Consider the following 21,487-nt stretch of genomic DNA (forward strand, 5'->3'; position numbering starts at 1 on the left):
ACGCAAATTCTCTGCGTCTTTTTTAATGGAAGTAGAAGGAAGATTTCGTTCATATTTTAAAAGGCCAAGCATACACTTGTACAAAAAGTGCCAAAAGGACGTGGGGGGAAATATGAGACGAATTTGTGTAATCATTACGCTTCTTATGATGTATGCAAGCGTTATGCCGATTCCTACATATGCAAAGATGAACAGCAATGTTAGTGCTCGAAATGCTGTATTAATGGAGCAACAGTCTGGTCGTGTATTATACGGAAAGGCAGAACATGAGCCTCAAAAAATTGCTAGTATAACAAAAATTATGACCGCCTTATTAGCTGCTGAATCAGGGAAGATGAAAGAAATGGTATCAGTTAGTAATGAAGCGGTGAGGGTGGAAGGATCGGCAATCTATTTAAAGCCTGGACAAAAAGTGAAGTTAGAAGATTTAGTATACGGACTCATGCTTAGATCTGGTAATGACGCAGCGCAAGTAATTGCTGAAAGTGTGGGTGGGAGTATAGATGGATTCGTATATTTAATGAATCAAAAAGCGAAAGAAATTGGAATGAAAGATACGCACTTCTCAAACCCTCATGGCTTAGATGGAGATGGATCACATTATTCGTCGGCTTACGATATGGCATTATTAACGAAATATGCAATGGGAAACGAGACATTTAAGAAAATCTTTGGAACCAAAACATATAAATCAGATTCTTGGGATTACCCGTGGAAAAATAAACATAAGCTGGTAACGTCTTATTATGAATTTGCAACAGGGGGAAAAACAGGCTTTACGAAGAAAGCTGGGCGAACGCTTGTTACAACGGCATCAAAAGGTGGACTAGATTTAATTGTCGTAACTTTGAGTGCCTCTAGTGATTGGGATGATCATATGAATTTGTTTGATAAAGGTTTTGACCGTTTCAAACAAACGAAAGTTTTAGGACAAGGAGCAATTGCTGAAATAAATGAAAAGAAGTATGCCAACCATGTTTATACGAAAAATAGTTTTTCGGTACCGTTAACTGAAGAAGAAAAAAAGAACGTAGTATTAAAAGTTGAACTCGATAAAAGTACAAAACTTACGGATGGAGTAAAGGTTGGGAAGACAGACATTTATGTTGGTAATGAAAAAGTTGGAGAACGGAATTTATTTTATAGTAAACGAAAGTTAGTAGCTACAACGGGACTTTACTGGAATAATGTGAAAGAAATTTTTTCTTACATGATAGGTGTTGGGAACGATGGTTAATCTCGTATGGGTAGCGATGGCTGTCATTGGGATTGTATACGCCATGATAAATGGAACGATGGAAGAAGTGAATAAAGCTGTATTTGACGGAGCAAAAGATGCGGTAACGATTTGTATAGGACTTATTAGTGTTTTAGTATTTTGGCTCGGTTTAATGAAAATTGCAGAGGAAGCCGGATTGTTAAAAAAATTAGTTACACTTTTTATGCCGATAGTAAAAAGGTTGTTTCCAGAAATACCAAAGGATCATCCGTCTATGGGATTTATTCTATCAAATATGATGGCAAACTTTTTTGGTCTAGGTAATGCAGCGACCCCTCTTGGTATTAAAGCGATGGAACAACTGAAAGAGTTAAATGGAGGAAAGGATTCGGCGAGCCGTTCTATGGTGACGTTTCTAGCATTAAATACATCAGCTATTACATTAATTCCTACGACAGTCATTTCCATTCGAATGACGTATGAATCAGCGAATCCTACTGAAATTGTTGGGGTAACATTTATTGCACAAGTACTTTCTATGATTGGGGCAATTTGGATTGACCGCTATTTTTACCGAAGAAGGAGTAGAAAGGGGCGGAAAAAATGAGCATTGTAAATACAATTTCCTTATGGGTAATCCCTTGTGTAATTGGTTTTATCCTTTTATATGGCACAATAAAGAAAGTGCCGACGTATGAATCGTTCGTTGAGGGAGGAAAAGAAGGGATTCAAATTGCAATTTCCATCTTACCGTTTATGGTTGGAATGCTTGTGTCTATTTCTATATTCCGGTCTTCAGGTGCGTTAGATGCAATGATATCGGTAATGAAGCCAATGTTAGATTTGATCCATGTTCCAGCAGAAATTGTACCCTTAGCACTTATACGCCCTATTTCAGGCTCTGCTGGTTTAAGTATTACGACCGATTTAATTGCAACATATGGGCCAGATTCGTTTATTGGGAGATTGGCTTCTACGATGCAAGGGAGCACAGATACGACTTTCTATATTTTAACTGTATATTTTGGAGCGGTTGGGATTAGAAAAATGGGGGATGCACTAAAAGTAGGACTTTTTGCAGATTTAATCGGGATTATATGCTCAATTGTGTTCGTTTCTTTATTGTTTCAGTAATACTATTCATTTTTTACGCTATTTCGCTTATAATACGTATACGACCACTATTAAGGTGTAGCTTAATAGTGGTTTTTTTATGTGGTATTTTTGACAAAATGATGAACTTTTATTGTGAGAAATATGAAAAATATGGACAATAATAAAGGGTAAAAACATGATTTGACCTTTATATGTTTATTATCATCGCTATGTTGTTTAAGTAAGATGAAGCGAATAGCCGTAAAGCGTATGCGGTTGCCAAGTCTTTCTAATGTAAGGTAAGATAAATTCGAGGTGAAAAAAAGAAATGGAACGATTACAAAAAGTGATTGCGCAAGCAGGTATTGCATCGAGAAGAAAGGCTGAGGAATTAATTCAGCAAGGAAAAGTGAAAGTTAATGGAAAAATAGTGAAAGAGTTAGGGACAAAAGTAACTCCTCAAGATAAAGTAGAAGTAAATAATATCCCTCTTGAAAAAGAAGAACCTGTTTATTTTTTACTATATAAACCAACTGGCGTAATTTCAAGTGTATCAGACGATAAAGGAAGAAGTGTTGTAACGGACTTTTTCCCGGAAATTACACAACGTTTATTCCCAATCGGACGCTTAGATTATGATACGTCTGGCGTATTATTAATGACAAACGATGGGGACTTCGCAAACGTATTAATGCATCCTAGATATAAAGTTGAAAAAACATATGTTGCAAAAATAAAAGGGCCATTAACAGGTGAGAAAATTCGCATGTTAGAACGCGGTGTTACGTTAGAAGACGGTAAAACAGCACCAGCACGTGTGAAAATTATTTCTTGGGACAAGCGTAAAGAGATGGCTATTGTACAATTAACAATTCATGAAGGACGTAATCGTCAAGTACGTCGTATGTTTGAAGCGTTAGACTGTAAAGTAGTGAAATTAAAACGTGAACGTTATGCTTTCTTAGAAGTAGGAAGCCTGCGACCTGGTGATGCGAGAGAATTGACACCACATGAGGTGAAACAATTACGCGCGCTTGCTTCTACAAAGCCAAGATAAGCTATAGAGTTAAAAATTCACCAGTGGAGTGCTCTGCTGGTGATTTATTCAATACAACATTTACAGAAGATAATACATAACATTTACCGAGGAGAGGAGAGGTAATATGAAGAAAAATCGCTTATTATTTCGCGTTATTATTCTACTCATTTTATGTGGTGCTGTAGGATTTACCCTTTATCAAGGATTCTTTGCTAATAAAGAGAAAATGCAAATCGGAAAAGAAGCACCTAACTTTATTGTGACGGATTTAGAAGGAAAGAAAATTGAACTAAAAGATTTAAAGGGAAAAGGTGTATTTTTAAACTTTTGGGGCACGTGGTGTAAACCTTGTGAAAAAGAAATGCCTTATATGAATGAATTATATCCAAAGTATAAAGAAAAAGGCGTTGAAATCATAGCGTTAGATGCAGATGAAACGGATATTGCAGTAAAGAACTTTGTGAACCAATATGGTTTGAAATTCCCAGTTGCCATTGATAAAGGACAAAAGATTATAGGAACATATGGAGTAGGTCCTTTACCGACAAGCTTTTTGATTGATAAAGATGGAAAAGTAGTGGAGCAAATTATAGGGGAACAAACGAAAGAACAGTTAGAAGGGTATTTAAAGAAAATTACTCCGTAATAAAGAAAGCCTTTACATAAGGGGTGCGTGTTTATAGTGCCTCTGGTTTAAAAATTCTGAGTATTGCGGTAACTTGAGGTTAGAATATACAATAGTACATATAGATACAGGGGCGGTGAGAGTGTTGAAAGAAATTAAATGTGAATGTGGACATGTTAATCCGATAGGAACCGTTTTTTGTGAAGCTTGCGGGAAACCATTTGAAAGCAATGAAAATGCAAAACTATTGGATATGCGCTATGAGGGGAGTGCACGGAGATCTCTCACGCAGACAAAAACGATAGTCGATAAAATTTGGAGCTTTTTCTCTTCTGTAAAAGTAGGTGTATGGCTAATCGTAATAACTTTAGCTGCATCAGCGATAGGAACTATATTTCCGCAAGAAATGTACATAACTCCAGGTATTGCACCAGCTGAATATTATAAACAAGAATATGGATTTTTAGGACAATTATACTATCAATTAGGGTTTAATAATTTATACGGTTCATGGTGGTATATGATTTTGATTGCTTCTATCGGTATTTCACTTGTGATATGTAGTTTAGACCGCGTTATTCCACTTTATAAAGCTTTAAAAAAGCAAGGCGTAAAAAGACATCCTAGTTTTTTAAAGAGACAGAGATTATATGGGACTGGTACACCGCAAGAAGGTGACCTGGAAAGAGTGCAAGAGAATTTAAAGAAAAGAAACTATAACATGAAAGTGGAAGACGGAAACGTTTTAGCAGAAAAGGGACGCTTCTCGCGTTGGGGTCCATATGTAAATCATATCGGTCTTATTATCTTTTTATTCGGTGCGATGCTTCGTTTTTTACCGAGTATGTACGTAGACGAAGCACTTTGGTTACGTGACGGTGAAACGAAAGAAATACCAGGGACGGATGGACAATACTACTTAAAAAACGAGAAATTTATAAAAGAAGTTTATGATAAAAGTAAGGACAAGGAAGTTTTTGATGAAGCGATTGATCGTGTAGGCGATAAAATGATTGCGAAAAACTTCCAAACGAATGCCGTATTATATAAAGCAGTAGGAGAAAATATAGCAGGACAAAAACCGAAATTAGAAAAAGTAAAAGAAGCGGAAATTCGAGTGAATGAACCACTGAAATTTGATCAATTTGCAGTGTATCAAGTTTCTTATAAAGAAAGTGAATTTAAAAGTATGTCCTTTAACTTGCAAAATAAAGAAAATAATCAAAAGTGGGGACCAATTAAAGTAGATTTAACGAATCCTAAGGAAAAATATGATTTAGGAAATGGTTATTCTCTAGAACTATTAAGCTATTTTCCTGATTTTTATTTTGATGAGAATGGAAAACCAAATACAAAAACGAAATTACCAAACAATCCTGCATTTGTATTTAAAATGTTTACACCTGAAACACCAGATGGTGAAGTGAGTTTTGTTGGTATTCAGCAAAATATAGAACCAGATGGAAACAACAAATATAAAATGTCGTTTGCAGGTGTTGAAATGCAAAATGCCACAGCACTTACTGTAAGAAAAGATTTAACGCTTTGGATTCTCGGCATTGGAGGATTTATATTTATGGTTGGTGTCATTCAAGGTATGTATTGGAATCATCGCCGTATTTGGATACAACGTGTTAATGATGAATGGTGGATTGCAGGGCATACAAATAAAAATTGGTTCGGTTTAAAGAAAGATATTGAAAGAGTACTAGAAGGTACAGCAATTCCACAGCCAAATGATAAAGTAATTGATAAAAAAATTAGTTAAGGTGGGGAAACGATATGGTGCAAATAAGTAGTAACTTTCTCTTTACCGCATTTATTTTATATTTAATTGCCACTCTATTTTTCGGGGGAGCAATTAAAGAAAAGGGTCATAAATGGGCAAATGTAGGAATAACGATTACAATTTTAGGGTTTATTGCACAAACAGTATATTTTGTTACAAGGTGGATTGCATCAGGACATGCGCCAGTTAGTAACTTTTTTGAATTCGGTACATTTTTCGGCATGATGCTTGTAGGAGCATTTATTGTCATGTATTTTATGTACCGTGTAAGCATAATCGGACTATTTGCATTACCAGTTGCGCTTTTATTAATTGCCTATGCAAGTATGTTTCCGAGGGAAATATCTCCGCTTATTCCATCTTTAAAAAGTAATTGGTTACATATTCACGTGACGACGGCAGCAGCAGGACAAGCCATTTTAGCGATTAGTTTTATTACAGGTGTTATGTATTTATTGAAAAATGTAGATCAATCGACGAGAAGTAAACGTACATTTTGGCTAGAGACGGTAGTATTTACACTTGTTTGTACAGTTGGATTTATTGGAGTAACAACGGTATTTTCTAGTATGAAATATGAAGCGAAGTTTCAATGGATTGATAAAAATGAACAACAAGTGGAAATGAAATACAATCTTCCGGCTTTAGTTGGACCGCACGAAGGGAAGTTACTGACAGAAAATAAATTAGAACCGGCAGTTGAAGTTCCAGCGATTGTAAATGCGAAAAAATTAAATACTGTTATTTGGTCAGTGTTAGTTGGAACATTACTGTATATTGTATTAAGACTTGTTTTACGGAAGCGAGTATCGGCGGCACTTCAGCCGTTAGTAAAGAATACGAATAGTGATTTACTAGATGAAATCGGATATCGATCTATTGCAATTGGATTCCCAGTGTTCACATTAGGTGCATTAATTTTTGCGATGATTTGGGCACAAATAGCGTGGACACGTTTTTGGGGCTGGGATCCAAAAGAGGTTTGGGCACTTATCACTTGGCTCTTTTATGCGGCAGTATTACATTTACGCCTATCAAAAGGATGGCATGGAGAGAAGTCAGCTTGGCTTGCAGTAATTGGTTTTGCAATCATTATGTTTAACTTTATTGTAGTAAACTTAATTATTGCCGGTTTACATTCATATGCATAGAGAAATAAAATAGGGGAGTGCATGTCACTTTCCTATTTTATTTTTGTCAACTTTTCTTCTTTTTTGAGAAAAACATGACAAAGTAGCGGTTGATTTTGTAAAATGATGTCGAGGACATTATATGCTGTTCAAAAAAAATACATAGTTTTGGAAAAAAATTGAACAAAATTTATTATTCTTGTGAAGCATAATATGGGAAGTGAAACATTTAGAAGATTGCTTAAATAAACGAGAATAGCGCAACATAATAGTTAAAGAAGGGTAGGTGTGAACCGCTGAGGTGAGAGTGCGCAGCGGGTAGAGATGGAAAATGAATCAAGAATTTTAATTGTAGATGATGAGGATCGTATTCGTCGTTTATTGAAAATGTACTTAGAAAGAGAACAATATACGATTGAAGAAGCAGATAATGGTGATACAGCTTTAGAAATGGCGTTGCAAAATGATTACGATTTAATCTTATTAGATCTTATGATGCCTGGTAAAGATGGCATTGAAGTATGTAAAGGGGTTCGTGAGAAGAAAGCGACACCAATTATTATGCTGACAGCAAAAGGTGAAGAAGTAAATAGAGTACAAGGATTTGAAGTTGGAACAGATGATTATATTGTAAAGCCATTTAGTCCACGTGAGGTCGTACTACGTGTGAAAGCGGTATTACGTCGTGCTGTACCAACAACATTCTTTACACAAGATACAACGACAAAAGATGTTACTGTATTCCCGCACTTAACAATTGATAACGATGCACACCGTGTTACTGCAGATGGTAATGAAGTAAACTTAACGCCGAAAGAATATGAGTTACTATTATTTTTAGCGAAAGCTCCTGATAAAGTATTCGATCGTGAGCAACTGTTAAAAGAAGTATGGCAATATGAATTCTTCGGAGATTTACGTACAGTTGATACACATGTAAAGCGTTTACGTGAGAAGTTAAGCAAAAAATCACCAGATGCAGCGAAAATGATCGTTACTGTTTGGGGTGTAGGTTACAAATTTGAGGTTGTGAACGACTGATGCTTTGGAGAAGTGTAGTAGGGAAGTTATGGATGACCATATTACTTCTCGTTTCGTTTGTTCTTGGATTTGTTGCGATTTTACTTTCACAGTTTTTTAGAACGTATTATGTTGATATGAGTGAAGCTAGGCTTCAAAAAGTTGCAACAAGTGTTTCAGAGTTAATTGAAGAAGGTGCCGATGTAAAAACGATTGAGAATATCGCTTACAAATTCTCTGACCCACTTTCAAGGATTATTATTGTAGAAGATGGTAAAGAAATCTCTTCTTCACCGAAACAAGAAGGGTTAGTCACTCTTACAATGGATGACTTAAAAGAAGATAAAGAATTAGCGGCTTTGTTTACAGACAAAAAAGAAATTAAGAATAATATTAGAAAAGCGTCTAATAGTAGGAAGAATAAAAACACCGAAAATGATATTATGATCGTCGGAAAACCAGTGCAATCAAAAAATCAAAGTGCAGTGTTCGTATATGAATCTTTACAAGTACCGATACAAGGTATGGAAAGAACAACTGATTTTATTTTCTTATCGGCTGGAATTGCGATTATATTAACAACTTTCTTTGCGTTCTTCTTATCTACTCGGATTACAGCACCGCTTCGTAAAATGCGTGAGGTTGCTTTTGAAGTGTCACGTGGGAAGTTTGATGCAAAGGCTCCTATGGTATCTCAGGATGAGATTGGTGAGCTTGCAACGGCCTTAAATCAAATGGGAAAACAGTTGAAGTTTAATATGAACGCCTTGCAACAAGAAAAAGAGCAGTTAGCAAGTATTTTGAGTAGTATGGCAGATGGGGTTATTACGTTAAATCAAGAAGGTGAAGTCGTTGTAATCAATCCGCCGGCCGAACATTTCTTACAAGTTTGGCAAGAAGAAAAAGAGATAGAGCTCAGTAAAAAACTACCTTCTGAACTTGTGGAATTATTCCATCTCGTTGTAGAAAGCGAACAACAACAAGTTGTTGAAATTAATTTACAAAAAGGGAACTATGTAGTTCTTATGACGCCGCTTTACAATCAAACGAAAATTCGTGGAGCTGTAGCAGTGCTGCGAGATATGACGGAAGAACGTCGTCTTGAAAAGATGCGTCAAGATTTTATTGCGAATGTATCACATGAACTTCGTACACCAATGGTCATGCTGCAAGGGTATAGTGAAGCGATTTTAGATGATATTGTGCAAACGAAAGAGGAAATAGATGAGTTTGTTCAAATTATTTATGATGAATCTGTTCGTTTAGGTAAACTTGTAAATGAATTGTTAGATTTAGCTCGTATGGAAAGCGGTCATGTAGAGTTACATATTGGTGAAGTGGATATACATCCGTTTGTTGAAAAAATTGGTCGTAAATTCCAAGGGATTGCAAAGGATAAAGAGGTCGCGTTAACGGTTGATTTCAAAGGTCCAATTGAACAATACCCGTTTGATGCAGATCGTATGGAACAAGTATTGACGAATTTAATTGATAACGCAATACGTCATACGAATGCAGGCGGACATGTAACGCTTGTAATTGATACGAAAAATAACGGTCTTATTTTTGAAGTACAAGATTCGGGTGCAGGCATTCCAGAAGAAGATATTCCATTTTTATTTGATCGTTTCTATAAAGCTGATAAAGCAAGAACACGTGGGAAAAAGGGTGGAACAGGACTCGGGCTTGCGATTGCGAAAAATATTGTTCAAGGCCATGATGGTAAAATTTCTGTATCAAGTGTTGTTGGAGAAGGAACTACATTCTCTGTATATTTACCGAATCGTATAATTTAGATATGCGTTTTTAAAGTTGATAATGAATAAAGTTCTGCTGTTTTTTATTTTTTTGTAAACTCAATTAAATAAAGAATGGTAGAACTTTTTTCTATGTTGCTCGAATAAAGAATAACAAGAGAGGTGCTGTGAAGAAATGAAATTATATACAAAAACAGGAGATAAAGGAACGACAAGTGTAATAGGTGGCAGGGTTGATAAAGATGATATCCGTGTGGAAGCGTATGGAACAATAGACGAGGCAAATTCTCATATTGGATATGCAATGACTAAGCTTCAAGGCGGGGCTTTTATAGATATTTACAATGAGCTCGAAAATATTCAACATGAACTATTTGATTGCGGAGGAGACTTGGCAATAGTGGAACAAAAAATTCCTTATAAAGTGACAATTGTGATGGTTGAAAGTTTAGAAAGAAAGATTGATTTATATATAGAAGAAGCCCCGCCACTAGAACGCTTTATTTTGCCAGGTGGTAGCGAGGCAGCGGCTACTATTCATATTGCACGTACTGTTGTAAGGAGAGCAGAACGCTCTATAGTATCATTGCAAAAAGAAGTGAAAATAAATGAAGTTGTATTAAAGTATGTAAATAGATTATCTGATTATTTGTTTGCGATAGCTCGAGTAATAAATGCCCGATTACAAGTGAAAGATGTGGAGTATAACCGTAGTGCAGTAGTTTTTCGTGATAAGAAAGAGAAGGAAGTGGAGTAATTCACTTTCTTTTTTTGTATACTTTTTTCTGTAATATACCAAAATAGAGAAGGTATGGTGGTAATTAGAAAACGGAGGATGTATATGAAAGTTTTAAAATGCGGTGTCATGTTATTGAGTATACTGTTTGTATCTCAATTACATGTTTATGCAGAAGAAAATCGATGGACATGGCCTGTTGAAGGTCAGATAAGTGATTATTTTGGGACAAGGCATGGAAAACACTATGGTATTGATGTAGCTGCGCCGATTGGAACGCCTGTGGCAGCTATCCAAGATGGTAAGGTAACGAGGTCTTATTATTCAAGTAGTTATGGAAATGTTGTATTTATTAAACACGGAGAATATGAAGCTGTATATGCACATTTAAATAAGAGATATGTGGATCAAGGAGATTATATTTCCAAAGGAGAAAAAATTGGAGAAGTAGGGAACACGGGAGAATCGCGAGGTGCGCACTTACATCTAGAACTTCATCAAGGAAGATGGACGATGGCGAAAAAGAATGCGATGAACCCATTGCTTGTTTTAAGTGAACAAAGAAATGAAGTTGTTTCTTCGTCATTATATGTCGTACAAAAAGGGGATACTTTAGTTAGTATTGCCCGGAAATTTAGTATGACACTTAAGGAAATTAAAGAAAAAAATGGATTGCAGCAAGAGCTAATTTATCCTAATCAACAATTATATGTTAAGTAAAGGAAACGCTTCAAAAATTAAACTTTGAACAAATTTATGTTCTTCTTAAATAAGATTCAATGTAAATGAAATTATATGGGCGCTTTTGCTAGAACTATTGAGTGAATCAGAGCATCTATATCTAAAAGAAAACCGTCCCAAAATTTATTTTGGGACGGCTTCTTTTACCAAAAAATAAAGACACATATAAATCCAGAAATAGCTAAATAGCTATATAAGTAAAAAACTTTTGTTCTTGTTTTCTCTTTTGTTCGAAACAGTACGATAGTCGGTTCAATTAAACCGATTGTCAAACAAAGTAGGCCAAGAAGCATACAACCAATCGAGATAGAATACAGGGCGATTTGTGGTGCTTGAAATGGAATCATCCATTTTAATAAAAATGCAATAAGTGCAGTGTAACAAATACTACCGATGTATTTATTCAGTGGTGTATTAGAACGAAAACCAGGAAGTTTTTTTAAGAAAGAGCGGGAAACAACTTCTGTTTGTAAAGATGTATGCTCTTCAATAATTTTTTGAGCTTCTTTTCCTTTTTGAAAAAGAGATAAGATCCAATTTCGCTCACCCTGAAAAATAAATTGAGAAGTTGTCAAATAGTGATCAATCTTCACTTTATTCCAACTCTTCCACGGATGACGCTCACACAATTTTAATTTACTTTCTGTTTTTTTATCATACTGATAAATACTGATGCCATCTTCATCGAAAGTAGCATAGTATGTCTCGTTTGAGAATGTGCCTAAATCAATTGGGCAGTAGAAAAGTAATTCTTTTTTTAAGTAAAAGTATTCTTTTCTTAAGTTTTTTTTCATTGCTTCTCGAATAGAATGTCTCTTGTCTTTTTTCATGACATTTCCTCCATAACTCAGAAAATGTTCTTATCTTAACAATTCAATATCTTATCACTTTTAATTATATATGACTAGGTAATTCAAAAGAGAAATGCCGAATAATAAAAAATATGGATTGTATTGTAAAATATCTCGCAATTTATTTGTTGTTACGAAAAATAAATAACTAATTTTAAATAAGTTACAATTTTTTAGTTCACAATGTTATGAGGTTGTTGTATAATGAAGGGGAAAATAGAATATCGGTCTATCTTCGGGGCAGGGTGAAAATCCCGACCGGCGGTGATGAACTATTTATGATTTTGTTCTAAGCCCGCGAGCCGTTAAGGCAGGATTTGGTGTGATTCCAAAGCCGACAGTATAGTCTGGATGGGAGAAGATGGAGGTTCAAGCGTTCAAAAAAGATATGGATTTGAACGTCTGTTTGATGTGCCTTAAATTCTCCCTTTGTGTAAAACACAAAGGGTTTTTTCGTTCTATGAAAAAATAGGCATAGCAGAACCTTTCCACTTTCCATGAGATGATCGATGGAAAAGGAGAGAGAAAGATGAAACAAAAAAACAGTGTAGTGCAGATGGTGAGTGTAGCGATGCTAAGTAGTATTGCATATTTACTAATGATGTTGGATTTCCCGTTCCCAGGGCTTCCGCCATTTTTGAAAATTGATTTTAGTGATGTACCAGCTCTAATTGCGGCAATTATCTTTGGACCAGTAGCAGGAGTGATTGTAGAGGCGATAAAGAACATTTTACATTACGGGATTCAAGGAAGTTTAACGGGAGTACCAGTTGGAGAAATTGCAAACTTTATTGCAGGATGTTTATTTATTGGGCCAGCAGCTTTCTTATTTAGAAAGTATCGTACTGTGAAGAGTTTAACTACAGGATTAATGCTAGGGACAATTACAATGGCACTTATTATGAGTGTATTAAACTACATCATCATATTCCCGGCGTACACTTGGTTTTTAAATTCACCAGCTATGTCTAGCGAAGCTATAAAAACAACGGTTGTAACGGCAATCTTACCATTTAATTTAATTAAAGGGATTGTTGTAACAATTGTATTTGTAGCATTATTCTCACGCCTGAAAGTATGGGTGTTTGCAAAAATGAAAAATGCATAATATATACTAAAACCATTAGTAGTGTGAAACTACTAATGGTTTTTTATTAAGGAAAATAAAATTTAGATACAAAAAACGCCCCTCATCAATAGGAGGGGCGTTTTTTGAAGTTAATAAAAGACTATTCGAATTTTAAAGCGTCTCCGTCGAATGATTCGTCAGCAACTTTAATTGAGTCAGTTGGACAGCCTTCGAATGCATCCATCATATCTTCAATTAATACATCTGGAATTTCAACGATACCTTGGTTATCATCTAATGTTACAAATGCAATACCTTCATCATCATAGTCATAAATGTCTGGTGCAGCAGCGCCACAAGCACCACATGCAATACAAGTATCTTTATCAACGATTGTATATTTTGCCATCTTTTTTCCCTCCTGATAATATGTATGTGAAAAGCTCGCCATAAAAATTATAACCTTATTGTAAAACGGTTTGTAAAACTTTTCAACATAAAATTATAATGATAATGCTTATCAATTAGAGTGTCAACTTATTTTTGAATTATGTCATAAGATTTTCAAAATACGTAAATATGATTTCGTTTGATACAATAGAATATATACAAGTATATAGTTCTTATATGATAAGTTTAATGAGCGACAGTAGATAGTGTAATTGTACTGAAAAGAATGAAGTTAAGATTGGAAGGTGGAAGCGGTCATGCAAATACAATATACTTTGTTGCATTGTTTAAAACAATTGAATGGTGAAAGAACCGTTTCTTCTATTTATTATTTACTAAAGGGCAAACGTTCTTCGCAAACTTTACAAGATGGAAATATGTTCCGAGTTTCTTTTTTGTTCGGAATATATAAATCATTAAATAGAAATGACTATGATGGTGAAGTTGCAAAGTTGTTGCAAGCGGATTTTATTCAAGAAATACATGAAAATACATATGTGTTAACACCTACGGGTAAAATGCAGTTACATAAATGGGAGGAAGTTTATGCTTTTCCGGCGCATTTGCATGGTTTACATTATGGTGAATTAGGTGAAACATTTTGGAAAAGATTATCATTAATTATTCAAACCATATCAAATTTACAACAGAATAATACGAGATTTATTCCAATTCAGCAAGATACAGAAATAATGATGTGGGTGAAATGTTTTCTAACAGGAAGGCCATATAAGAGAAGTGAGTTGGCGAGAAAACTATGGACGGAAGTACATAATCTTTTAGAAAAGAGTAATGCGATAGAAGCGACGATTGTAACATATCGATTAACGGGTTATGAACGCATTGGTTGTACATTGCAACAATTAGCAGAAATTACGAAACAAGATATATTCAGGGTGTATTTTTTATTTTGGGGTACAATACATTTCTTTATACAAGAAGTTCGTGATAAAGAAAATGAATTTCCACTATTAGCTGAAATTATATCTTATCCAAATGAGAGAGCTGAATTATTTAGTTTATCCACGAAAAAAACATATAATTTTTGGAGACAAGGACGTTCTTTAGAAGAAATAGCGGCGATTCGGAATTTAAAGGTTGCAACGATAGAAGATCATTTTGTTGAAATTGCTTTGCGAGAAAAAGATTTTTCTATTGAAATGTTTATGGAAAAAGAAAAGATAGACAAAGTAATAAAAGTAATTGAAGCATTGCAAACGCGGAAGTTACGTGTTTTGAAACAAGCGGTTGGAGAAGATATCTCTTATTTTGAAGTTCGTCTTGTATTAGCGCGGATGGAGGGTGTAAATGAAACTTGAAGAATATTTATATAAGTGGTTTGGATATTCTGAATTTCGTCCAGGTCAAAAAGGAGTAATTACAGATTTATTAGAAGGAAAAGATGTGATAGCAATGCTTCCGACTGGAAGAGGGAAATCTATGTGCTATCAGTTTCCGGGGCTTATGCGAGAAGGAACAGTGCTTGTTGTATCACCGTTATTATCTTTAATGGAAGATCAAGTGACACAATTAAAGTATGTTGTGAAAAACCGAGTGATAGCATTTAATAGTTTTCGGACATTAAATGAAAAAAGAGAAGCGATGAAAAAATTATCTTCATATAAATTTATTTTTGTTTCACCAGAGATGTTGCAGTCGGAGTTATTAATTAGGGAATTGAAGAAAATTCATATTTCATTATTTGTTGTTGATGAGGCTCATTGTATTTCTCAATGGGGTTATGATTTTAGACCGGACTATAAAAAACTAAATGTAGTTATTGAAAATATTGGTTCTCCTACAGTATTAGCATTGACAGCCACAGCGACAAAAGGGGTACTGCAGGATATCGCAGATAGTTTAAATTTAAAGGGTGCCGCGGAACATGTATACTCTATTGATCGTCCTAATATTGCAATGGATGTGCAATTTGTAGAGACGATAGAAGAAAAGAAAGAGGCGCTTTTAGAGCAGGTGATGTATTTACAAGGGCCGGGGATTGTATATTGCTCAAGTAGAGCGTGGACAGAAAGGTTAACGGAATACTTGAGAGGGAAAGGTGTTACTGGTGTAGCTTTTTATCATGGTGGTATGGAACATGAAGAGCGTATGTTAATTCAACAGCAGTTTATGAACGATCAATTGCAACTTGTAATATGCACAAGTGCATTTGGTATGGGGGTAAATAAGGCGAATACGCGATATATTATTCATTTTCATTATCCAACTAATATAGCCTCTTACTTACAAGAAATCGGAAGAGCTGGAAGAGATGGCGAACCGAGTATAGCTATTTTATTATGTAGTCCGTTGGATCATGATTTACCAATTTCAATCATTGAGGATGAATTGCCAAGTAAGTCACAAATAAAATTTTTATTTTCTTTACTACAAGAAAGAATATTTCAAACGAAGGAATTACCAATAGAAGATGTAGAAGAAATTTGTTATAATGCAGCAAGATTTAATGAGCAATATTGGCGTTTCGTTCGTTATCATCTCGAACAGGTTGGAATTATACAACAACGAAGATTATTATTAGAAGGTTTGTCAGATGAAATCATGAACCGATTAATAGCTGAAGTAGAAATAAGGTTGCGTAATAAATATAGTGAGCTAGAAAATATGAAGTCATGGATACAAGTTAAAGGGTGTAGACGTGAATATGTGCTGCAACAGTTCGGTTATAGGAAAGAGCAAGAGTTAATTAATTGCTGCGATTATTGCGGTATTACCAAAGAAGATTATAAAAAAAGACGAGCGCAACAATCGGATTTCGACTATAATTGGGAAACAGAGTTACAAAAGCTTTTCGGCCTAGAAAAGATGGAGGAATGATGAACATTCAAAGGCATAATGTTGAAGATATGAGTCCGCAGGAAATAAGGCTGAATCTATATATAACACAGTTAATTATTATCGGTATTGGCTGTTTACTGGCATATATATTATTTCAAGATGTAAAAGAAGTCTTTAATTTATGGAAATGGGAACCAGTATCTATACTTATTATAGGTGGTTTGTTAGCGATTGGTATTGTGTTATTAGATTATGTTGCAATGCGAGTGTTTCCGGAGTCATGGTTTGATGATGGTGGTATTAACGATAAGATGTTTCGAGGAATGTCCGTTCTACACTTACTCGTTATTACGTTCTTGATTGGTTTTGCAGAAGAATTTTTATTTAGAGGTGTAGTACAGACTCATTTTGGAATTGTAATTGCGAGCTTCGTATTTGCAGTGTTACATATTCGTTATATAACAAAGCCATTTTTATTTTGTTTCGTCTGTTTTATTAGTTTTGTCTTTGGTTATGTATTTGAATGGACAGGAAATTTGTTTATAACAATCTTTGCACACTTTCTTGTTGATTTTATAATGGGACTCCAATTAAGAAAATAAATGGAAGGTGGTGGTGAACAACATGAGGAAACGAATTCCTGATTTTGAAGAGGAATTAGAAGTTGAGCGAGTGGAAGAAAAAGAAAGTTTACCGCCGCGTAGTGAAATTCATAGAAATAAAGAGAAAAAACAAAAGTTTAAAATAAATCACATTTTCGTCCGGGTTTTAACATTTCTATTCATTCTTCTGCCGATTAGTATTTTGTGGTACACGGATAAATATATTCAGGTGAAGGGTGATAGTAATAATGCTGGAAAAAGTGCGTTTGAAGTAATCTTCTTTGATTCAGCTAAATCTGAGTCGCAGAAACATTCTGAAAAAGTAATAACGCATACTGTGAAAGAGGGAGAAACTTTAGAAAGTATAGCGAAGCAATATTTTTCAGATGGAAATGGAATTGAAGTAATTAAAAAGTATAATAACTTGCAGGAAGATGAAGTGAGTGCAGGTCAAGAATTAAAAATTCCGATAAAAGATAAGTCCACAAAGCAAGAAAGCTAGCGAGTTAAGCGATCACAGTTTGTTATAAAAGCCTAGGATTATCTTTATGAGGAGGGAGTCAAAAATATGATATGGATTATATTATTCAGTACTCTCATAGGCATGGGGATTTTATTACTTTTTGTGATGTATAAAGAAGCGATGCGTAATACGGTGTTGGAACATACTTTAGTATTTAAAGAATTTCCGAAAAGTTTTCAAAAAGTAAATGTGTTTTTTATTTCTGATATTCATAGAAGGGTCATTTCGAATTTGTTAATTGAACAAGTAAAAGGAAAAGTAGATCTCGTAATTATCGGAGGAGATTTAGCAGAGAAAGGTGTCTCTTTATCAAAAATCTCTGCGAATATTCAAAAGTTAAGAGAGATAGGTCCTGTATATTTTGTGTGGGGAAACAATGATTATGAGATAGAATATCATGAATTAGATGCGTTATTATTAGAAAATAACGTAAAAGTTTTAGATAATACAAGAGTGGTATTTGAGTCTGAATTAGGAGAGAAAATTTGTTTGCTCGGTATAGATGATGTTGGATTGCACCGTGATCGTCTAGATTTGGCATTGGCGGATTGTAAAGAAGATGGTTTTCGTATCCTAGTTAGTCACAACCCTGATATAATAAAAAAAATGTCTGGAAATGAACAGATTTCACTTGTGTTAAGTGGACATACGCATGGAGGACAAATCCGATTATTCCCATCTAAAAAATATTTAAAAGGTGGCGTATATAACCATTTGAATACGATTCTCTTTGTTAGTAATGGGTATGGAACAACATTGATACCACTTCGTTTCCGAGCACCTGCTCAAACACATATCATTACATTGTGCGGAGGGAAATGATGCCAACTCTTAGTGGGAAATATAATATAAAAGCCGTTTCGAATATAATTGGAGTTCAGCCGAGTACGCTTCGTGCATGGGAAAGACGATATCAAATTATTGCCCCAAAGCGGAATCAAGCTGGGCATCGCTTATATACAGAAGAGCATATTCAAATTTTAAAATGGTTAATGGAAAAAGTTTCTTCCGGTATGATGATTGGACAAGCAGTTCAGTTATTAGAAGAGAATCGTTTGCAGAGTACAGTTCAAAAAGAGATACATTTCGATAAAGAAGTTGTTTTAGTGGACGATTTGCTACAAGCTTTGTTAAAATTTGATGAAATTACAATTGCTGCATTATTAAACGAAGCTTTTAGTATATATTCAACAGAAAAGGTTGTTGCCAGTATCGTTCTTCGAGTGACAGACAAATTATTAACGTCAAAAAATAATAATGAGATTTCAATGGTGCAATTTCAATATGCACTATCATTTTTACAAACGCGTCTAGGGATGGTGTATCACAATGCCTCAATGTTTTCCTCTTTACACAAAGTTATTGTGTTAGAAAAGGATGCATTGAAAGGATTTATTTTTTCAACTTATTTACGCTTAAAAGGATATGAGGCGATATATATTAGGACAAGCTTAGCTGAAGATGGTATGTTATCAGCGGTAGAGGAAATACAGCCGAAATATGTATTTATATCTTTTGCTGACGAACAAGAAATGAAAAAGACGATGAACTTTATAAATTTATTACAAGAAAAAAGGGAATCTCTTTCTGTTGGATTTATCGGAAAGCTAGGCGTTCTAAACCAGTTGGACATTGAAACAATCTTAATTGGTGATACGAAAGAAGAATGGGATGGATGGTTAAAAATGTCGGAATAGTTGTTCGAAAAGAACCATCTATTTTCTATTTCATATAATAAAAATTAGATGCATTGGTTACGTAGGGAGGGTATGAGATGAGGCTGGAACGATTAAATTACAATAAGATAAAAATTTTTCTAACATTTGATGATTTATCTGAACGAGGATTAACGAAAGAAGATTTATGGAGAAATGCACCGAAAGTACAGCAATTATTTCGTGATATGATGCAAGAAGCAAATAAGGAATTAGGGTTTGAAGCAGATGGTCCGATTGCAGTTGAAGTGTTTTCTCTACAAGCACAAGGGATGGTTGTAATTGTAACGAAAGAAAATCAAGAAATGGATACAGATGATGAGTTCCGTGACGAGTTTATTGAAATGCAAGTGACTCTAGATGAAAGTGAGCATATATTATATGAGTTTGCTACGCTAGATGACGTAATTAACCTGTCGAATCGCTTATATAACCTTGGTGTAACTGGCGGAAAGCTATATACGTGGGATGAGCGCTTCTATCTTTGGGTGGAAGAAGAGGAACAAATTCAATTGTTAAAGGCGGATTTTATAGCTATTTTAGCGGAATACGGTAATCCGTCTACAGCAACCATTTATCGCATCATGGAGTACGGTAAAGAATTAATGGATGTTAACGCGATAGAACAAATACACAATTACTTTGTGAAAAAACAAAACCTCAGCTAATACAACATAGCTGAGGTTTTGTTTTTATTTGGAGAAGGGAAGGGATGATTGTAAATACTCGAACATACTTTTTGAAAATAAAATATGCAGTTTTATGGGAGGGTGGTTGATGAAAATAAAAAATATTTAAATATTTAAGTATTTTACTTTTCTAAAAGTAATAAAAGGACTATAATAATAGTGAAAACGCTTGCAACAGAAAATAGTTTGTATATATTTGTTAGCGTTTTCTATTGCATTCCAAATTTAAGGGTGTATACTAGGCAATGAAGGTTTACTAAACAAGTGAAATTACAGGGGGTTTACTTACTATGGTAGCCGAAAAGGGAACTCAAACAAAAACACAACAACAAAGGGAACAACATTTTGAACTATTGAATTCAACACAAATTGTTATTAGTGAAGCGTTAGAAAAATTGGGTTATCCAAACGAAGTATATGAATTATTAAAAGAACCAATTCGTATGATGACAGTGAAAATACCAGTTCGTATGGATGACGGGACTGTTAAAATATTTACAGGATATCGTGCGCAACATAATGATGCTGTTGGTCCAACGAAAGGTGGAATTCGCTTCCATCCGAATGTAACAGAAAATGAAGTGAAAGCACTTTCAATCTGGATGAGTTTAAAATGTGGTATTGTTGATTTACCATATGGTGGAGGTAAGGGTGGAATTATCTGTGATCCACGTGAAATGTCATTCCGTGAGTTAGAAAGATTAAGCCGCGGTTATGTACGAGCAATTAGCCAAATCGTAGGTCCGACGAAAGATATTCCAGCTCCAGATGTATTCACAAACTCTCAAATTATGGCGTGGATGATGGATGAGTATAGCCGTATTGATGAATTTAATTCACCAGGATTTATTACAGGTAAACCGCTTGTATTAGGTGGATCACATGGACGTGAAACAGCAACAGCGAAAGGTGTAACAATTTGTATTCGCGAAGCTGCTAAAAAACGTGGCATTGATATTAAGGGTGCACGCGTTGTTGTTCAAGGATTCGGTAATGCTGGTAGCTTCTTAGCTAAATTTATGCATGATGCAGGTGCGAAAGTTATTGCAATCTCAGATGCTTACGGCGCGTTACATGATCCAAACGGATTAGATATTGATTATTTATTAGACCGTCGTGATAGCTTCGGTACAGTAACAAAGCTATTTAACAATACAATTTCAAACAAAGAATTGTTAGAACTTGATTGCGATATTTTAGTACCAGCTGCAATTGAGAACCAAATTACAGAAGAAAATGCTAATGATATTAAAGCGAAAATCGTTGTTGAAGCTGCAAATGGTCCAACAACATTAGAAGCGACTAAAATTTTAACAGATCGCGGAATTTTGCTTGTTCCAGACGTGTTAGCAAGTGCTGGTGGTGTAACAGTATCTTACTTTGAGTGGGTACAAAACAACCAAGGTTACTACTGGACTGAAGAAGAAGTAGAACAACGTTTAGAAAAAGTAATGGTAAGATCATTTGATTCTATTTATGAAACAGCACAAGTTCGTAAAGTGAACATGCGCTTAGCGGCGTACATGGTTGGTGTTCGTAAAATGGCTGAAGCAAGCCGCTTCAGAGGTTGGGTATAAAATATTATATCTTGAGAAAACGTGATTTCCTTTCGAGGGAATCACGTTTTTTTGTTGAAGT

General features: G+C 34.9%; 22 protein-coding genes and 1 riboswitch. Of the genes, 20 read left to right on the forward strand and 2 right to left on the reverse strand.

Going from position 1 to position 21,487, the window contains the following annotated elements; translation table 11 throughout:
* The first annotated feature begins 112 nt into the window (after positions 1-112).
* From dacB to V7S45_RS07275, 11 genes are all read left to right on the forward strand, one after another.
* On the forward strand, positions 113-1,237 hold the full coding sequence (dacB, locus tag V7S45_RS07225) for a D-alanyl-D-alanine carboxypeptidase DacB (RefSeq protein ID WP_001252638.1): 1,125 nt from the start codon (positions 113-115) through the stop codon (positions 1,235-1,237).
* Positions 1,230-1,826 carry a spore maturation protein SpmA gene (gene spmA / locus V7S45_RS07230; protein ID WP_000247811.1) on the forward strand — a complete coding sequence of 199 codons (597 nt, stop codon included), beginning with the start codon at positions 1,230-1,232 and terminating at the stop codon, positions 1,824-1,826. The genes dacB and spmA overlap by 8 nt, the downstream gene beginning before the upstream one ends.
* Positions 1,823-2,353 (forward strand): spore maturation protein SpmB, encoded by a 531-nt coding sequence (gene spmB, locus V7S45_RS07235; RefSeq protein WP_000029514.1) that lies wholly within the window; start codon positions 1,823-1,825, stop codon positions 2,351-2,353. The genes spmA and spmB overlap by 4 nt, the downstream gene beginning before the upstream one ends.
* Before the next feature lie 289 nt (positions 2,354-2,642).
* On the forward strand, positions 2,643-3,371 hold the full coding sequence (rluB, locus tag V7S45_RS07240) for a 23S rRNA pseudouridine(2605) synthase RluB (RefSeq protein ID WP_000440556.1): 729 nt from the start codon (positions 2,643-2,645) through the stop codon (positions 3,369-3,371).
* A gap of 106 nt (positions 3,372-3,477) precedes the next feature.
* Positions 3,478-3,999, forward strand: coding sequence for a thiol-disulfide oxidoreductase ResA (gene resA / locus V7S45_RS07245; RefSeq protein ID WP_000742192.1), 522 nt, complete (start codon positions 3,478-3,480; stop codon positions 3,997-3,999).
* Between the two features lie 121 nt (positions 4,000-4,120).
* Positions 4,121-5,746 carry a cytochrome c biogenesis protein ResB gene (gene resB / locus V7S45_RS07250; RefSeq protein ID WP_342761704.1) on the forward strand — a complete coding sequence of 542 codons (1,626 nt, stop codon included), beginning with the start codon at positions 4,121-4,123 and terminating at the stop codon, positions 5,744-5,746.
* A 14-nt stretch (positions 5,747-5,760) separates the two neighbouring features.
* Positions 5,761-6,918 (forward strand): cytochrome c biogenesis protein ResC, encoded by a 1,158-nt coding sequence (gene resC / locus V7S45_RS07255; RefSeq protein ID WP_000250083.1) that lies wholly within the window; start codon positions 5,761-5,763, stop codon positions 6,916-6,918.
* Positions 6,919-7,221: 303 nt separating this feature from the next.
* A complete protein-coding gene (gene resD / locus V7S45_RS07260; RefSeq protein WP_000426861.1) occupies positions 7,222-7,938 on the forward strand; it encodes a DNA-binding response regulator ResD in 717 nt (238 codons plus the stop codon).
* The gene (gene resE, locus V7S45_RS07265; RefSeq protein WP_342761705.1) at positions 7,938-9,713 is read left to right on the forward strand and encodes a sensor histidine kinase ResE; all 1,776 of its coding nucleotides are present in this window, start codon (positions 7,938-7,940) and stop codon (positions 9,711-9,713) included. Before resD ends, resE begins: the two co-directional genes overlap by 1 nt.
* A gap of 136 nt (positions 9,714-9,849) precedes the next feature.
* Entirely contained in the window at positions 9,850-10,431 is a 582-nt protein-coding gene (locus V7S45_RS07270; protein ID WP_000781269.1) for a cob(I)yrinic acid a,c-diamide adenosyltransferase, read from the forward strand.
* A gap of 84 nt (positions 10,432-10,515) precedes the next feature.
* Positions 10,516-11,130: a peptidoglycan DD-metalloendopeptidase family protein gene (locus V7S45_RS07275; protein WP_000866117.1), complete on the forward strand. Its 615-nt coding sequence runs from the start codon at positions 10,516-10,518 to the stop codon at positions 11,128-11,130.
* A 164-nt stretch (positions 11,131-11,294) separates the two neighbouring features.
* Here V7S45_RS07275 and V7S45_RS07280 read toward each other — a convergent pair whose 3' ends face one another.
* A complete protein-coding gene (locus V7S45_RS07280) occupies positions 11,295-11,981 on the reverse strand; it encodes a hypothetical protein (protein ID WP_000710837.1) in 687 nt (228 codons plus the stop codon).
* 248 nt (positions 11,982-12,229) lie between these two features.
* Positions 12,230-12,369, forward strand: a riboswitch (FMN riboswitch).
* 162 nt (positions 12,370-12,531) lie between these two features.
* Between V7S45_RS07280 and V7S45_RS07285 the strand changes: the two genes are divergently transcribed.
* Positions 12,532-13,110 (forward strand): ECF transporter S component, encoded by a 579-nt coding sequence (locus V7S45_RS07285; protein ID WP_000810855.1) that lies wholly within the window; start codon positions 12,532-12,534, stop codon positions 13,108-13,110.
* A 121-nt stretch (positions 13,111-13,231) separates the two neighbouring features.
* On the opposite strand, the gene V7S45_RS07290 is transcribed toward V7S45_RS07285, so the two are convergent.
* Positions 13,232-13,480, reverse strand: coding sequence for a ferredoxin (locus V7S45_RS07290; protein WP_001151993.1), 249 nt, complete (start codon positions 13,478-13,480; stop codon positions 13,232-13,234).
* 298 nt (positions 13,481-13,778) lie between these two features.
* Here V7S45_RS07290 and V7S45_RS07295 point away from each other — a divergent pair, with 298 nt between their 5' ends.
* From V7S45_RS07295 to gudB, 8 genes are all read left to right on the forward strand, one after another.
* Positions 13,779-14,840: a helix-turn-helix domain-containing protein gene (locus tag V7S45_RS07295; RefSeq protein WP_342761706.1), complete on the forward strand. Its 1,062-nt coding sequence runs from the start codon at positions 13,779-13,781 to the stop codon at positions 14,838-14,840.
* Positions 14,830-16,359, forward strand: coding sequence for an ATP-dependent DNA helicase RecQ (gene recQ / locus V7S45_RS07300; protein ID WP_000762973.1), 1,530 nt, complete (start codon positions 14,830-14,832; stop codon positions 16,357-16,359). Before V7S45_RS07295 ends, recQ begins: the two co-directional genes overlap by 11 nt.
* Positions 16,359-16,922: a CPBP family intramembrane glutamic endopeptidase gene (locus tag V7S45_RS07305; protein ID WP_001025780.1), complete on the forward strand. Its 564-nt coding sequence runs from the start codon at positions 16,359-16,361 to the stop codon at positions 16,920-16,922. The genes recQ and V7S45_RS07305 overlap by 1 nt, the downstream gene beginning before the upstream one ends.
* Before the next feature lie 22 nt (positions 16,923-16,944).
* Entirely contained in the window at positions 16,945-17,424 is a 480-nt protein-coding gene (locus V7S45_RS07310) for a LysM peptidoglycan-binding domain-containing protein (RefSeq protein WP_001231553.1), read from the forward strand.
* Between the two features lie 66 nt (positions 17,425-17,490).
* Positions 17,491-18,267, forward strand: a complete 777-nt coding sequence (locus V7S45_RS07315) for a metallophosphoesterase (RefSeq protein WP_000637791.1) — start codon at positions 17,491-17,493, stop codon at positions 18,265-18,267.
* Complete coding sequence (locus V7S45_RS07320; RefSeq protein WP_001142718.1) at positions 18,267-19,142, forward strand: MerR family transcriptional regulator; 876 nt, start codon at positions 18,267-18,269, stop codon at positions 19,140-19,142. Before V7S45_RS07315 ends, V7S45_RS07320 begins: the two co-directional genes overlap by 1 nt.
* A 77-nt stretch (positions 19,143-19,219) precedes the next feature.
* Positions 19,220-19,828, forward strand: coding sequence for a genetic competence negative regulator (locus tag V7S45_RS07325; protein WP_001235402.1), 609 nt, complete (start codon positions 19,220-19,222; stop codon positions 19,826-19,828).
* Positions 19,829-20,139: 311 nt separating this feature from the next.
* Positions 20,140-21,426 carry an NAD-specific glutamate dehydrogenase gene (gudB, locus tag V7S45_RS07330; protein WP_000225173.1) on the forward strand — a complete coding sequence of 429 codons (1,287 nt, stop codon included), beginning with the start codon at positions 20,140-20,142 and terminating at the stop codon, positions 21,424-21,426.
* Positions 21,427-21,487: the final 61 nt, after the last annotated feature.

Origin of the sequence: Bacillus sp. BR3(2024) (assembly GCF_039134555.1) — a bacterium.
Classification (GTDB): domain Bacteria; phylum Bacillota; class Bacilli; order Bacillales; family Bacillaceae_G; genus Bacillus_A; species Bacillus_A cereus.

Excerpts from the sequence above, each read along its gene's own strand:
- V7S45_RS07305 (WP_001025780.1), top strand. The coding sequence starts at position 16,359 with ATGAACATTCAAAGGCATAATGTTGAAGATATGAGTCCGCAGGAAATA.
- V7S45_RS07315 (WP_000637791.1), top strand. The coding sequence starts at position 17,491 with ATGATATGGATTATATTATTCAGTACTCTCATAGGCATGGGGATTTTA.
- rluB (WP_000440556.1), top strand. The coding sequence starts at position 2,643 with ATGGAACGATTACAAAAAGTGATTGCGCAAGCAGGTATTGCATCGAGA.
- V7S45_RS07310 (WP_001231553.1), top strand. The coding sequence starts at position 16,945 with ATGAGGAAACGAATTCCTGATTTTGAAGAGGAATTAGAAGTTGAGCGA.
- dacB (WP_001252638.1), top strand. The coding sequence starts at position 113 with ATGAGACGAATTTGTGTAATCATTACGCTTCTTATGATGTATGCAAGC.
- V7S45_RS07325 (WP_001235402.1), top strand. The coding sequence starts at position 19,220 with ATGAGGCTGGAACGATTAAATTACAATAAGATAAAAATTTTTCTAACA.
- resD (WP_000426861.1), top strand. The coding sequence starts at position 7,222 with ATGGAAAATGAATCAAGAATTTTAATTGTAGATGATGAGGATCGTATT.
- spmA (WP_000247811.1), top strand. The coding sequence starts at position 1,230 with ATGGTTAATCTCGTATGGGTAGCGATGGCTGTCATTGGGATTGTATAC.
- spmB (WP_000029514.1), top strand. The coding sequence starts at position 1,823 with ATGAGCATTGTAAATACAATTTCCTTATGGGTAATCCCTTGTGTAATT.
- V7S45_RS07320 (WP_001142718.1), top strand. The coding sequence starts at position 18,267 with ATGCCAACTCTTAGTGGGAAATATAATATAAAAGCCGTTTCGAATATA.
- gudB (WP_000225173.1), top strand. The coding sequence starts at position 20,140 with ATGGTAGCCGAAAAGGGAACTCAAACAAAAACACAACAACAAAGGGAA.
- recQ (WP_000762973.1), top strand. The coding sequence starts at position 14,830 with ATGAAACTTGAAGAATATTTATATAAGTGGTTTGGATATTCTGAATTT.
- V7S45_RS07270 (WP_000781269.1), top strand. The coding sequence starts at position 9,850 with ATGAAATTATATACAAAAACAGGAGATAAAGGAACGACAAGTGTAATA.
- resA (WP_000742192.1), top strand. The coding sequence starts at position 3,478 with ATGAAGAAAAATCGCTTATTATTTCGCGTTATTATTCTACTCATTTTA.
- resC (WP_000250083.1), top strand. The coding sequence starts at position 5,761 with ATGGTGCAAATAAGTAGTAACTTTCTCTTTACCGCATTTATTTTATAT.
- V7S45_RS07280 (WP_000710837.1), bottom strand. The coding sequence starts at position 11,981 with ATGAAAAAAGACAAGAGACATTCTATTCGAGAAGCAATGAAAAAAAAC.
- V7S45_RS07285 (WP_000810855.1), top strand. The coding sequence starts at position 12,532 with ATGAAACAAAAAAACAGTGTAGTGCAGATGGTGAGTGTAGCGATGCTA.
- V7S45_RS07290 (WP_001151993.1), bottom strand. The coding sequence starts at position 13,480 with ATGGCAAAATATACAATCGTTGATAAAGATACTTGTATTGCATGTGGT.
- resE (WP_342761705.1), top strand. The coding sequence starts at position 7,938 with ATGCTTTGGAGAAGTGTAGTAGGGAAGTTATGGATGACCATATTACTT.
- V7S45_RS07275 (WP_000866117.1), top strand. The coding sequence starts at position 10,516 with ATGAAAGTTTTAAAATGCGGTGTCATGTTATTGAGTATACTGTTTGTA.
- V7S45_RS07295 (WP_342761706.1), top strand. The coding sequence starts at position 13,779 with ATGCAAATACAATATACTTTGTTGCATTGTTTAAAACAATTGAATGGT.